Here is a 13,174-nt window from a genome sequence, read left to right on the forward strand (position 1 = left end):
GTCAAAGTCCTGCGATTCTAACAGACCCGGGCCTGCCCGGCCCGTCGGGCAAAACCGCAAGCCTGCGGCAAAGCGGCGCCTGCCGGCGTTTTCCTTTACTATCAGGCCGGTAATAAAGAGATAAAAACAGGCAGGACCATGGGCACACACACGCCGAGCGTCGACTGGGTGCAGCGCGCACCGCAGACCAGCCATATGGAGCGTTTCGAAGCGTTCTTCCATGGCCACCGTTTCAGCCCCCATCGCCATGACACCTATGCCATTGGCCGGACGTTGGCCGGTGTGCAGAGTTTCAAGTACCGCGGCAGCCAGCGCCACAGCCTGCCCGGCGGGACCATGGTGCTGCACCCGGATGAAGTCCACGATGGCCATGCCGGCACCCACCACGGCTTCCAGTACCGGATGATCTACCTCCAGCCGTCGCTGCTCCAGGCCGCGCTGGGCGGCCAGCCCCTGCCCTTCGTCCCCGGCGGGCTGAGCGCCGACCCACGCCTGCGGATCGCCACCGAAACCCTGCTGCAGAACATGGACCATGCCCTCGACCCACTGCAGGAGCAGGATGCGATCTTCGAACTGGCCCACGCACTCAATGCCGTCTGTGGCGCACCGATCCAGCGGCGCAGCTTCGACTACCAGGCGGCGGAACGTGCCCGCGAGTTCATTCACAGTGCACTGGACCGTACCGTGACCCTCGACGAACTGGCCGAGCACAGTGGCCGCGATCGCTGGGCCCTGAGCCGGGATTTCCGCCTGTTGTTCGGCACCAGCCCCTATCGTTACCTGAGCATGCGCAGGCTGGACCTGGTGCGCTCGTTGCTGGCACAGGGCCGTTCGCTGGGCGAGGCGGCGTTGATGGCCGGGTTCGCCGACCAGAGCCACATGACCCGGCAATTCCGCAGTACCTTCGGCCTGGCGCCGGGACACTGGGCGAAGATGCAACGGCTGGCGGATTGAAAACGGCAGCGACAGCGTCGGGCGGCAGCCCGTGGAGGGAGGGGGTGAGTCGCAGGCGCCGGGCATGGCACCTGCGATCGGCTTCAGGCAATGACCCGTGCGGCTCACCGCACGGGTCGATCGATGCCTCTGGCGCGACTCAGGCCTGGATCAGGTTGGCGATCGCCACGTCCGGGCTGACGTCGGCGTCGTAGTCCACACCTTCGATACCGAAACCGAACAGGCGCAGGAACTCGGCCTTGTAGCCGGCGAAGTCGGTCAATTCGTTGAGGTTCTCGGTGGTCACCTCGTTCCACAGCTTGGCGACCAGGTCCTGCACCTCGTGGGCCAGTTCCTTGTAGTCGGCGCGCAGACGGCCATCTTCGTCGAGGATCGGGGTCGGCGAGTACAGGCTGTCCTTGTACAGGCCATAGACCTGCTCGATGCAGCCTTCGTGAACGCCCTGCTCCTTCATCACCTTGAACAGCAGCGACAGGTACAGCGGCATGATCGGGATGGCCGAGCTGGCCTGGGTAACCACGGCCTTGAGTACCGACACACGGGCGTCACCGCCCTTGGCGGCCAGGCGCTCGCGAATCTTCAGGACCTTCTGGTCCAGGTCCTTCTTGGCCGCGCCGATGGAACCGTTCCAGTAGATGTCGTGGGTGACCTTCTCGCCCAGGTAGGTGAACGCGGTGGTCTTGGCGCCTTCGGCCAGCACGCCGGCTTCGTCCAGCGCGTCGATCCACAGCTGCCAGTCCTCGCCACCCATGACCTTGACGGTACCGGCGATTTCTTCCTCGGTCGCCTGCTCCAGGGTGGTTTCGGCAACCACTTCCTTGTCGGTGTTCAGGCCGCGCTGGGTGATCGACTTGCCGATCGGCTTGAGCGTCGAGCTGTAGACTTCACCGGTTTTCGGGTCGGTACGACGCGGAGCCGCCAGGCTGTAGACCACCAGGTCGATCTTGCCCAGGTCGCGCTTGATGGTTTCGATGGTCAGGCGCTTGACCTCGTCGGAGAAGGCATCGCCGTTGATGCTCTTGGCGTACAGGCCTTCGGCCTCGGCGAACTTGTGGAACGCGGCGCTGTTGTACCAGCCGGCGGTGCCCAGCTTGCCTTCGTCGCCCTCACGTTCGAAGAACACGCCGAGGGTCTTGGCGCCGCAACCGAATGCGGCGGTGATACGTGCAGCCAGGCCATAGCCGGTAGAGGCGCCGAGCACCAGGACGTTCTTCGGTCCGTCGTTGACCGGGCCTTGCTGGGTGACGTAGTCAATCTGTTGCTTGACATTGGCTTCGCAGCCCACCGGATGAGTGGTCACACAGATAAAGCCACGAACGCGTGGTTTGATGATCATAAGGTCCCCTTTTCTCTTAGGCCTGTATCGACGCTGGTGATGATAACGTCGCGGATTCTAGTCGTAGACGCTCGAAAAGCCCATGCGTCACCGCTTTTACAACATCGGTTGTCATCGGGGAATGCAAAAGCCCCTGCCTTGCTCGGCTGGAAGACCCTGACCTTCAGCTACATCGGGCCGCAACGCCAGGTCGCCCAGCCCCTGGCCCGCCGCTCCTCTTTATCGGAGAGCACTGAACACAGCGGGGCTGCATCTAACACGCTACTCGATACAATCGGGCAGTTTTGTATCAATAATCACTATTGATGCAGCTGATAAGCGATAACCCGGGGACGATGATACCGTGCTCCCCGATGGCAAAGTTATGCCTCAAGCGGTTTTCGGCACGCTGCCGGAACGGTCATTGGGCCATACTCTTCTTCATCATCCTTTGGTTAAGACTTCAGCTACTGCACTCCCTGTGCAGTAGCTTTTTTTTAACCACCAATCATCCCCCTTCTATCCGTCAGGGCTTGCCCACCATCCCTCGCCCGATACGGGACAAGCGGTGGCTCGGGTGTGCATCAGGCCTGCATTTCTTCCAGGTAACGCCCTTGCGGCGTACGGCTGGAGCCGTTCTCACCCAGCAGCGGCGCCGTCTGCTGCTCGCCCACCGGTGTCAACTGGAAGCACTGGCCGTCGGGGCACTGGCGTTTTTCGGTCGCGGCATCAGCGTGTGCGGCGGCACCGGCCAGGGAAAAGGCGATCGCACTCAGGTAGGTTCTCACGTGGTTCATGGCATGCACTCTCGTATCAGAAGTAAAAGGCCAAACACGGCCAGGGCGAAACGTTCCAAGGCTCAATTCCCCTCGTGGCAGATATCGGAAAACTTGCGGTAGGCCAGGATGTGCTGTTCGCCCCGGGAATCGAGGTAGGTCATCCGGGCGTTGACCACGCTGCACTCCGGCCCTTCGTCCTGGCTCAGGGACAGCACCTTGCGCACGTCCAGGTGGCTGCCATAGCGGTAGGTTTCAGGCTGCGACTGACCCAGGGACTCGGCGCGGGCCGACAGGGTGCAGACGTTCAGGGCGGCAAACAGGCAGGCGGCGAAGAGGGCTTTGCTGTTCATGGTCATTTCCTTCTGGTTGGCTTCAGTGAGGTCGAGTACCGTTGCCTCGATGGGGCTCATTGAATGCCCGCCAGGTATCCCCTGTGTGTCGCAAACAGGTCGCTGCTCAAGCTCAAGTGTCTGGAGCGCCGTCGGATACAGTGCGATACACACCGATGCCGAACGCAGGCCAGCCGGATTTTGCCGAGGATGATCAGCGCGTCCGCCCATGAGCCGACTTTTTTGCATACCCATGTATCCGTCGCCCGCCAGATACACTGCAATACAAAGCGTGGCAGGCAAGCGCGGCGCTTGTCGCTAGACTGCGCCCTAACCATTTTTTGACAGAGGTCGGACCGATGGAACATGTCGATCACATCTTGATCGTTGACGATGACCGGGAAATCAGGGAACTGGTCGGCAACTACCTGAAGAAGAACGGCCTGCGCACCACGGTCGTCGCCGATGGCCGGCAGATGCGCGCCTTCCTGGAAACCACCCCGGTGGACCTGATCGTGCTCGACATCATGATGCCCGGCGACGACGGCCTGCTGCTGTGCCGCGAGCTGCGTGCCGGCAAGCACAAGACCACCCCGGTGCTGATGCTGACCGCGCGCAACGACGAAACCGACCGCATCATCGGCCTTGAAATGGGTGCCGACGACTACCTGGTCAAGCCCTTCGCCGCCCGCGAACTGCTGGCCCGGATCAATGCCGTGCTGCGCCGCACACGGATGCTGCCACCCAACCTGGTGGTCACCGAAAGCGGCCGCCTGCTGGGCTTCGGCCGCTGGAAGCTGGACACCACCGCCCGCCACCTGCTCGACCAGGACGGCACCATGGTCGCCCTGAGCGGTGCCGAATACCGCCTGCTGCGGGTATTCCTCGACCATCCGCAACGGGTGCTCAACCGCGACCAGTTGCTCAACCTCACCCAGGGCCGCGACGCCGACCTGTTCGACCGCTCCATCGACCTGCTGGTCAGCCGCCTGCGCCAGCGCCTGCTGGATGACGCCCGCGAACCGGCCTACATCAAGACCGTGCGCAGCGAAGGTTATGTGTTCTCGCTGCCGGTGGAACTGCTGGGTGCCGAGGCATGAGGCGCGTGCTGCACTGGCCGCGCACCCTCGCCTCGCGACTGTCGCTGATCTTCCTGGTGTGCCTGATCCTGGCCCAGGCGCTGTCGTTCGGCGCGCAATCCTATGAACGCTACGAAAGCGCCAAGAACGCCATGCTCGGCAACCTGGAGACTGACGTGTCGACCTCCATCGCCATTCTCGAACGGCTGCCGGCGGTCGAACGCGAAAGCTGGCTGCCACGCCTGGCACGCAAGAACTACGGCTACCTGCTCGACGAAGGCAGCCACGGCGTGCCCATGAGTCCGGGCGACTTGCCGATCGCCGTGCCGTCGATCGAGGAAGCCCTCGGCCCGGACTACCCGGTGACCTTCAGCGACATTCCAGGGCCGGTGAAACACTTCCAGGCCCACCTGACCCTCAAGGACGGCAGCCCGGTGACCATCGACGTGCGCCCGTCCCTGGCCCCGATGTCACCCTGGCTGCCAGCGGTGCTGGTCGGGCAACTGCTGCTGATGCTCGGCTGCACCTGGCTGGCCGTGCGGATCGCCGTGCGCCCGCTGACCCGCTTGGCCCAGGCGGTGGAGAACCTCGACCCCAACACCCACGGCGTGCAGTTGGACGAAAGCGGCCCCTCGGAAGTGGTCCATGCCGCCACGGCGTTCAACGCCATGCAAAAGCGCATCGCCGACTACCTCAAGGAACGCATGCAACTGCTGGCGGCGATTTCCCATGACCTGCAGACGCCGATCACCCGCATGAAACTGCGCGCCGAATTCATGGACGAATCGCCGGAGAAAGACAAGCTCTGGCAGGACCTGGGAGAAATCGAGCACCTGGTCCGCGAAGGCGTGGCCTATGCCCGCAGCGTACATGGCGCGACCGAACTCAGTTGCCGCATCGACCTGGACTCGTTCCTCGACAGCCTGGTCTTCGACTACCAGGACACCGGCCAGGCCGTGGAACTGACGGGCAAGAACGGCGCGCTGATCGAGGTCCGTCCCCATGCCCTGCGCCGGGTGCTGGTCAACCTGGTGGACAACGCCCTGAAGTTCGCCGGTGCCGCGCAGCTGGAAGTGCGCTCCAGGGCCCACCAGGGCATCTCGATCCTGGTCCTCGACCGCGGCCCCGGCATCGCCGAAGCGGAATTGCAGGAAGTGCTCAAGCCGTTCTATCGAGTGGAAAGCTCGCGCAATCGCAGCACCGGCGGGACCGGCCTGGGCCTGGCGATCGCCCAGCAACTGGCGGTGGCCCTGGGCGGTTCGCTGACCCTGAGCAACCGTGAAGGCGGCGGCCTGTGCGCCGAGCTGCAACTGGGTGTCGTGCACCCTTGAACCCTCTACCCCTCCCGCCCCGGCAATGGGGCATACCTGGGCGCGCGATTTAGCTATGCTAGGGCACTTTCTCGAGTGCCCGCTTTCAGAGCTACCAGGAAAACCGCCCATGGCAGACCGCGAAATCATCGTTCCAGCGTCCATGCAGAACATCGTCGAACGCGCCGGCTACGCGCCCGCCGTCAAGGTCGGAACGACGCTGTATTGCGCAGGACAGGTCGGTCGAACCGCGGCACTGGAAGTGATCCAGGACCCCGAGGCCCAGTTTCTCGCCTGCTGGGAAAACCTGCGCCTGGTACTGGCAGCCGGCGGCTGCAGCTTTGACGACGTGGTCGACATGACCACCTATCATGTCAATATGAGCCAGCACATGGCGATCTTTCGAGAGGTCAAGAATCGTGTTTTTCCGCGCGGGCACTGTGCCTGGACGTCGATCGGCGTCCCGGAACTGGCGCACCCCGGCCTGCTGGTGGAGATCAAATGCGTGGCGGTACAGCGCACTTGAATACCTTCCGCCTCATCCCTGGCGCCCGACATCGATCGGCGCCGGCCTTTCTGACGCTACCGGTGCATTACCCTCCGGCCGCGTTGCTTTAATGGAATAGAGAATGACCCAACGATCCGTAATCAATGCCTCGGTCAGCCCCAAAGGCAGCCTTGAAACCCTGTCCCAGCGTGAAGTGCAGCAACTGAGCGAAGCCGGCTCCGGCAGCATCTACGCCCTGTTCCGCCAGTGCGCCCTGGCCATCCTCAACACCGGCGCCCATGTCGACAATGCCAAGACCATCCTCGAAGCCTACAAGGACTTCGAGATCCGTATTCACCAGCAGGACCGTGGCGTACGCCTGGAACTGCTCAATGCCCCGGCGGACGCCTTCGTCGACGGCGAGATGATCGCCAGCACCCGGGAAATGCTCTTCAGCGCCCTGCGCGATATCGTCTACACCGAGAACGAGCTGGGCAGCCAGCGCATCGACCTGGAAAGCTCCCAGGGCATCACCGACTACGTCTTCCACCTGCTGCGCAACGCCCGAACCCTGCGCCCTGGCCTGGAGCCGAAAATGGTGGTGTGCTGGGGGGGCCACTCGATCAGCAGCGAGGAATACCAGTACACCAAGAAGGTCGGTCACGAACTGGGCCTGCGCAGCCTGGATATCTGCACCGGCTGCGGCCCGGGCGTGATGAAGGGGCCGATGAAGGGCGCGACCATCTCCCACGCCAAGCAGCGCATCACCACCGGCCGCTACCTGGGCCTGACCGAGCCGGGCATCATCGCCGCCGAGGCGCCGAACCCGATCGTCAACGAACTGGTGATCATGCCCGACATCGAGAAGCGCCTGGAGGCCTTCGTGCGGGTCGGCCACGGCATCATCATCTTCCCGGGCGGCGCCGGCACCGCGGAGGAGTTCCTCTACCTGCTGGGCATCCTCATGCACCCGGACAACCACGACCTGCCGTTCCCGGTGATCCTCACCGGACCGAAAAGCGCCGAGGCCTACCTGCAGCAACTGCATGCCTTCGTCGGTGCGACCCTGGGCGAGGCGGCGTACAGGCACTACCGGATCATCATCGACGATCCGGCGCAGGTCGCCCGGGAAATGGCCCAGGGCCTCAAGGCGGTCAAACAGTTCCGCCGCGAGCGCAACGACGCCTTCCACTTCAACTGGCTGCTGAAGATCGACGAGGGCTTCCAGCACCCGTTCGACCCGACCCACGCCAACATGTCCAGCCTCAAGCTGCACCGCAACCAGCCGCCCCACGAACTGGCGGCCAACCTGCGTCGGGCGTTCTCCGGCATCGTCGCCGGCAACGTCAAGGACAAGGGCATCCGCCTGATCGAGGAACATGGCCCGTACGAGATCCACGGCGATGCCGAGGTGATGCGGCCGCTGGACCAACTGCTGCAGGCCTTTGTCGCCCAGCACCGGATGAAACTGCCGGGTGGCGCAGCCTATGAGCCGTGCTACCGGGTCGTCAGTTGACGACCTCCCGCCGTAATCGGATTGCCAGTGTCTGCCCAATAGGCACTGGTAATACCTCTCTCCCATCCTCGTAGGAAACCTCGATTGCTCTGCTGCAGCGATTGAAGACCCGGGTAAAAACTCACATTCTTGACCCTCCCATATTTCAGCAACTATATTTAGTTGCAAAAGGAGGATAGGTGTCGAGGAATGAAAAGCTGCTCACTCGGCTGCTCAACCCCTGTACAACCTTTACCTGGTCAGAACTGGTCACGCTGTTGGGACACTTCGGCTACAGGCATATTGAAGGCTCAGGGAGCAGGGTCAAGTTCGACAATGGCGATCCGCGCGCACAGATCAACCTGCACAAACCCCACCCTGGCAATGAGCTGAAAACCTATGCCAGGCGTCAGGTGATCGATCATTTGAAATCGGGAGAGCTGATTCCGTGAACAATTCACTGCACTACAAGGGCTATTACGGCTCCATCGAAGCCAGCATCGAGGACAATTGCCTGTTCGGAAAACTCCAGTTCATCCGCGCGCTGGTGAACTACGAAGGCCAGACCGTGGCACAGCTGGAAGCGGCTTTCCGCGAAGCCGTGGACGACTATCTCGAAACCTGCCAGCAGTTGAAGCAGGCTCCCGAAGTACCGTGCAAGGGCTCGTTCAACGTCCGTGTAGGACATGACCTGCACCTGGCCGCGGCCCTGAGTGCCACTCGGCAGAACGTGACACTCAATGAGCTGACCCGCCAGGCGCTCAGCGAGTACCTGCAGCGCCGCGCCTGACCCGGTCGCCGATCAGCGACTGGCCACCACGAACAGCCGCGGGAACGGCAGCAGCACACTGCCATCGGGTAGCGCCGGATAGGCTTCACTGATCGCCGCCAGGTAGTGCTCCAGGTAGGCGGCCTTTTCATCCTCGTCCAGCGGCGCCAGGTAGGGCCGCAAGGCGGACCCCTTGAACCACTCCACGACGGCCGCATGGCCGCCCGCCAGCGGGTGATGGTAGGTGGTGCGCCAGACATCCACGTTCGCGCAATGCGGTTTCAGCAGCTCATAGTAGAACGCCGCATCATGCCGCGGTGGATGCCGTACAGTGCCAATCTTCGCGGCCCAGGGTCCCTCTGCCGCGACTTCCCGGGCCAGCCGGTGGGAAGGCTCCTGCATGTTGTCGGGGGTCTGCACCGCCAGGCTGCCACCGCTGGCCAGCTTGCTCACCAGATGCGGATACAGGCTGGCATGATCCGGCAACCATTGCAGCGAGGCGTTGGCAAGAATCACGTCGAACATCTGGTCCGGATTCCACGTGGCAATGTCGGCGAGTTCGAAACTCAATCCGGGCAGGCGCGCACGGGCACTGACCAGCATGTCATCGGAGCTGTCCAGACCGGTGACCCGAGCCTCGGGAAAGCGCTCGGCCAGAACCTCGGTGGAATTGCCAGGCCCGCATCCCAGGTCCACCGCCACCTGCACGTTGCGGGTCGGGATCGCCGCCACCAGATCACGTACCGGGCGGGTGCGTTCGGCTTCGAAGGTTGAATACTGCTTGGCTGACCAGGTCATCACGCTTCCTCTTTGTGCTCAGGGAATGCGCACAGCGTAGGTTTTGCAAAGCATGATGACAAATGCCAATAATGATGAGCTGCCATACCCTGAAGGTATCCGAGATGTTGGAACTGCGTCGTCTGCAAGCCTTTGTCGCCATCGCCGAGGAAGGTCATATCACCCGGGCGGCCGAGCGCCTGCATATGCAGCAACCCCCGCTGACCCGGCTGTTGCAGAAGCTCGAAGCCGAGATGGGGGTCACCCTGATGGAGCGCCTGCCCCGCGGTGTGCGCCCGACCAGCGCCGGCCTGGCATTGCTGGAGGAAGCCCGGGAACTGCTGGCGCGGGCCGAGGGGGTGACCGAGGTGGTGCGCCGCGCCGCCCGTGGCGAACAGGGCCGCCTCGGTATCGGTTTTACCAGTTCGGCGGCGCTGCATCCGTTCGTGCCTGGTGTTCTGCGGCACTTTCGTGAAGCCTTTGGTGGTGTCTCGGTTGTGCTGGAGGAAGCCGGTACCGGCGAGCTGATGGATGCGCTGGTGCATGAGCGCCTGGATGCGGCATTCGTGCGTTCGCCCTTGAACGGCACACCCACCCTGCAAGCCGAGCCGATCCTGACGGAGCCCATGTTGCTGGCGCTGCCGATGGACCATCCGCTGGCGCAGGACACTCACACGGCCCTGCCGCTGTCGGCCCTCGCGGGCGAAGCCTTCGTGCTGTATCGACGTCGGGTCGGGCTGGGGCTGTACGACGCCATCCTGGTGGCCTGTCGAGAGGCGGGTTTCAGCCCCCGGGTGATCCAGGAAGCCCCGCGCATGGCCGCGACCTTGAGCCTGGTCGCCGCGGGGCTTGGCCTGTCCATCGTCCCCGCCTCGATGCAGCGCCTGCGCGGCGATGGCATAGCCTACCGGCCCCTGGCCGAATGCCCGGGACTGATCGCGCCGCTTCACCTGGCGACGCGGGTGGGCGACAGTTCGTCGGTGCTGCAGCGCTTTCGAGAGCGGGTGATCGCTGCCGCCGCAGGCGAACGCTGATCGGATGCCGTGGGTGGCCGTTGGCGGATCAACCCCCTCAATTCCCTCGACCACCGGCAAACGACCACTCATCCGCCGCCGTGGTGGTGATCACCACCATCACATCCTCCGGGTCCAGCCCCAGCGCCGCCTGCAGACGCGCCACCAGGGTACGGTAGAACGCCTGCTTCACCGCCGTCTCCCGCGACCGTCCAGCCGTGATGGCGATCAGTACATAATCCTGGCTGCGCGGACCGCCCAGGTAATGCCCGTCAAAGATCAACTCCCCCACCTCGTGCTGGTGAATGACCTGGAAGCGATCGGCGGGCGGTACGTCGAAACTTTCCACCAAGGCTTCATGCAGGCTCTGGGAAAGCCTCTCCAGGTACTCGGGCGATTTGCCCCGATGCAACGAAATACGGGCGAAAGGCATGGCGGACAGCTCCTGGAATCGGGTTGACGCCGGCAAGTTAGCAAGCGACGATCATTCCGAATATCAGATTAATCAGAACCCATAATCCCGATTAAGTGGACGTTTAAGCCATGCGCCATCCCAGCTTCGACCTCGATGTCCTGCGCACCTTCGTCACCGGCGTGCAACTGAACAGCTTCGCCAAGGCGGCCGACCGGCTCGGGCGCTCGACCTCGGCCGTCAGTGCCCAACTGAAAAGGCTCGAAGAACAGGTCGGCAGTACGGTGCTGGTCAAGTCGGGGCGCGGCCTGGTGCTGACGCCTCTGGGCGAAACGCTGATGAGCCAGGCCCGCCGCCTGCTGGAACTCAACGACGAGATCTTCGACAGCCTGCACCAGGCTCAGGTCGAAGGCTGTGTGCGCCTGGGGTTGCAGGAAGACTTTGGCGAACACCTGCTCAGCGACATCCTGCGCCGTTTCGCCAAGGTCCATCCGCGGGTCAGCCTGGAAGTGCGGATTGGCCGCAACGCCGAACTGCTGGGGCTGATCGAGCGTGGCCAACTGGACCTGGCGCTGGCCTGGGAAACCGCGCTCGACACGCCCCACTCCAGCCGGATCGGCGCGACGCCGATGCACTGGATCGGCCCCAGGGATCAGCTCTTCGCCCAGGAGGAAGCACCCCTGCCCCTGGTGATGTTCGATGCCCCCTGCGTGTTGCGCAGTGCGGCCACCGAAGCGCTGGATCAGGCACGGATACCCTGGCGGGTGGCGCTGACCAGCCCCAGTGTCGGCGGCATCTGGGCCGCCGTGACGGCGGGCTTGGGTATCACCCTGCGCACCCGCATCGGTCTGCCCGATCACCTGACAACACTGCCAGGGCTGCCCGACGTGCCGAACCTGGGTTATGTACTGCACCGCGCCGTGGCCGAGCCGACGGGGGCGGTCAGGCAATTGGCGTCGCTGATCCGGACAAGCCTGGAGCAACAGACCTTTCACACGTGCCGAGCGACCACCGAGCTCTCCCTGGGCAAGACGCCCAAGGATTGACAAACCCGGCGCCAGCTCTTAAAACTGGGCGCCTGAATCAGGGTGCAAACAAACATGTCCGCAACGCTCGACACTTTCGCTATCGCCACGGGCTTGAATGCCAAGGCTGTGGCGTGCGTTGCGTTTGCCCCTAAATCGAAGAAACAGTCGCTCATGTGACCGGGGCGCGCTGTCCCGTCAGATGAGCTGACAGGACATTGAGCGCGACGGGCACCCTCCATCCTCCCAACTTCCCTCCAAGCTTCTGACGGTGACGAAACGGTCAACCATCAGGAGAAAGTGCATGTCCGCGTTTCAAGGTATCTGGGTCCCCATCGTCACGCCGTTCATCAACCAGGCCATCGATTTCGTCGCCCTGCGCCGGCTGGCCAGCCATCTGCTGGAAAGTGGCGTCGACGGTCTCGTCGTCTGCGGTACCACCGGGGAAGCCGCCGCCCTGGGCAAGCACGAGCAGTTGGCGGTACTGGATGCGGTACTCGAAGTGGCCACACCGCAGCAGGTGGTGATGGGCCTGGCCGGCAACAACCTCAGCGAACTGCTGCAGTTTCAGAGTGAAATCCTCAAGCGTCCACTGGCAGGCCTGATGGTGCCCGCGCCCTACTACATCCGTCCTTCCCAGGCCGGGCTGCAGGCGTTTTTCCAGACCGTCGCCGATGCCTCCAGCGTACCGCTGATTCTCTACGACATTCCCTATCGCACCGGGGTCAGCTTCGAAGCGGCGACCCTGCTCGACATCGTCGCCCACGAAAACATCGTCGCCATCAAGGACTGCGGCGGCAACCTGAACAACACCCTCGCACTGCTGGCCAGCGGCAAGGTCGATGTGCTGTGCGGCGAAGACAACCAGATCTTCAATGCCCTGTGCCTGGGCGCCACCGGGGCGATTGCCGCCTCGGCCCACATTCGCCCGGAGTTGTTCGTGCAACTGCACCGGCAGGTCCGGGACCAGCAACTCACCGCCGCCAGAACCACCTTCTTCCAACTGACGCCGTTGCTCCAGAGCCTGTTCGCCGAACCCAACCCCGCGCCGGTGAAAAGCGTGCTGGCCCTGCAGGGGCTGATTCGCGACGAACTGCGTGCGCCCATGCAAGCCAGCAGCCGTGCGCTGATCGCACGCCTGCAAGGCCAACTGGCGGCACTCGACTAGACGTCATGGGGCCGTTTCATCTGCTGTCGCCAGGCCGCCGGACAGGGCGGCCATGGCGCAGGCGTCATCGAGCATTGGCGAATGCCACTCAGCGGCCCTGCCGCCCTGGCTGCGGCGAAACCGCACGGCAGCCGCCTGCGGATTGACCCCTCGAAAAAACCACCATATAGTGTGCCGACACCCAAGAAAAACACTACATGATGTGCCAAACTTCTCCTACGGCACCTCTCACCGCCCTGGAACACCAGGGTTTGCCGATTGC

Annotated in this window: 15 protein-coding genes; 10 read left to right on the top strand and 5 right to left on the bottom strand. The window is 63.4% G+C overall.

What is annotated here, in order from left to right; genetic code table 11:
- The first annotated feature begins 138 nt into the window (after positions 1-138).
- Positions 139-954: an AraC family transcriptional regulator gene (locus ACMGT0_RS18645; RefSeq protein ID WP_416769213.1), complete on the top strand. Its 816-nt coding sequence runs from the start codon at positions 139-141 to the stop codon at positions 952-954.
- 139 nt (positions 955-1,093) lie between these two features.
- On the opposite strand, the gene fabV is transcribed toward ACMGT0_RS18645, so the two are convergent.
- From fabV to ACMGT0_RS18660, 3 genes are all read right to left on the bottom strand, one after another.
- Entirely contained in the window at positions 1,094-2,290 is a 1,197-nt protein-coding gene (gene fabV / locus ACMGT0_RS18650) for an enoyl-ACP reductase FabV (RefSeq protein WP_054057683.1), read from the bottom strand.
- Between the two features lie 563 nt (positions 2,291-2,853).
- Positions 2,854-3,066 carry a hypothetical protein gene (locus tag ACMGT0_RS18655; protein ID WP_054057682.1) on the bottom strand — a complete coding sequence of 71 codons (213 nt, stop codon included), beginning with the start codon at positions 3,064-3,066 and terminating at the stop codon, positions 2,854-2,856.
- A gap of 62 nt (positions 3,067-3,128) precedes the next feature.
- Positions 3,129-3,398: a DUF2790 domain-containing protein gene (locus ACMGT0_RS18660; RefSeq protein ID WP_054057688.1), complete on the bottom strand. Its 270-nt coding sequence runs from the start codon at positions 3,396-3,398 to the stop codon at positions 3,129-3,131.
- A gap of 338 nt (positions 3,399-3,736) precedes the next feature.
- On the opposite strand from ACMGT0_RS18660, the gene ACMGT0_RS18665 reads away from it, so the two are divergent.
- From ACMGT0_RS18665 to ACMGT0_RS18690, 6 genes are all read left to right on the top strand, one after another.
- Complete coding sequence (locus ACMGT0_RS18665) at positions 3,737-4,477, top strand: response regulator (RefSeq protein WP_054057681.1); 741 nt, start codon at positions 3,737-3,739, stop codon at positions 4,475-4,477.
- On the top strand, positions 4,474-5,787 hold the full coding sequence (locus ACMGT0_RS18670) for an ATP-binding protein (RefSeq protein ID WP_054057680.1): 1,314 nt from the start codon (positions 4,474-4,476) through the stop codon (positions 5,785-5,787). Before ACMGT0_RS18665 ends, ACMGT0_RS18670 begins: the two co-directional genes overlap by 4 nt.
- Before the next feature lie 109 nt (positions 5,788-5,896).
- Positions 5,897-6,292, top strand: coding sequence for a RidA family protein (locus ACMGT0_RS18675; RefSeq protein ID WP_054057679.1), 396 nt, complete (start codon positions 5,897-5,899; stop codon positions 6,290-6,292).
- A gap of 103 nt (positions 6,293-6,395) precedes the next feature.
- On the top strand, positions 6,396-7,769 hold the full coding sequence (gene ppnN, locus ACMGT0_RS18680) for a nucleotide 5'-monophosphate nucleosidase PpnN (protein WP_054057678.1): 1,374 nt from the start codon (positions 6,396-6,398) through the stop codon (positions 7,767-7,769).
- A gap of 179 nt (positions 7,770-7,948) precedes the next feature.
- Positions 7,949-8,200, top strand: a complete 252-nt coding sequence (locus ACMGT0_RS18685) for a type II toxin-antitoxin system HicA family toxin (RefSeq protein WP_054057677.1) — start codon at positions 7,949-7,951, stop codon at positions 8,198-8,200.
- The gene (locus ACMGT0_RS18690; RefSeq protein WP_054057676.1) at positions 8,197-8,538 is read left to right on the top strand and encodes a type II toxin-antitoxin system HicB family antitoxin; all 342 of its coding nucleotides are present in this window, start codon (positions 8,197-8,199) and stop codon (positions 8,536-8,538) included. The genes ACMGT0_RS18685 and ACMGT0_RS18690 overlap by 4 nt, the downstream gene beginning before the upstream one ends.
- A gap of 12 nt (positions 8,539-8,550) precedes the next feature.
- Here the strand turns inward: ACMGT0_RS18690 and tam are convergent, their stop codons facing one another.
- Positions 8,551-9,315, bottom strand: coding sequence for a trans-aconitate 2-methyltransferase (gene tam, locus ACMGT0_RS18695; RefSeq protein WP_054057675.1), 765 nt, complete (start codon positions 9,313-9,315; stop codon positions 8,551-8,553).
- Positions 9,316-9,419: 104 nt separating this feature from the next.
- Between tam and ACMGT0_RS18700 the strand changes: the two genes are divergently transcribed.
- Positions 9,420-10,328 carry a LysR family transcriptional regulator gene (locus ACMGT0_RS18700; RefSeq protein ID WP_054057687.1) on the top strand — a complete coding sequence of 303 codons (909 nt, stop codon included), beginning with the start codon at positions 9,420-9,422 and terminating at the stop codon, positions 10,326-10,328.
- 37 nt (positions 10,329-10,365) lie between these two features.
- On the opposite strand, the gene ACMGT0_RS18705 is transcribed toward ACMGT0_RS18700, so the two are convergent.
- A complete protein-coding gene (locus ACMGT0_RS18705; RefSeq protein WP_054057674.1) occupies positions 10,366-10,740 on the bottom strand; it encodes a tautomerase family protein in 375 nt (124 codons plus the stop codon).
- A gap of 110 nt (positions 10,741-10,850) precedes the next feature.
- On the opposite strand from ACMGT0_RS18705, the gene ACMGT0_RS18710 reads away from it, so the two are divergent.
- Positions 10,851-11,765: a LysR substrate-binding domain-containing protein gene (locus tag ACMGT0_RS18710; RefSeq protein ID WP_054057673.1), complete on the top strand. Its 915-nt coding sequence runs from the start codon at positions 10,851-10,853 to the stop codon at positions 11,763-11,765.
- 283 nt (positions 11,766-12,048) lie between these two features.
- Complete coding sequence (gene dapA / locus ACMGT0_RS18715) at positions 12,049-12,912, top strand: 4-hydroxy-tetrahydrodipicolinate synthase (RefSeq protein ID WP_416769219.1); 864 nt, start codon at positions 12,049-12,051, stop codon at positions 12,910-12,912.
- The last annotated feature ends 262 nt before the right edge of the window (positions 12,913-13,174 follow it).

The organism is Pseudomonas sp. RHF3.3-3, from assembly GCF_048069595.1.
Taxonomy (GTDB): Bacteria; Pseudomonadota; Gammaproteobacteria; order Pseudomonadales; family Pseudomonadaceae; genus Aquipseudomonas; species Aquipseudomonas fuscovaginae_B.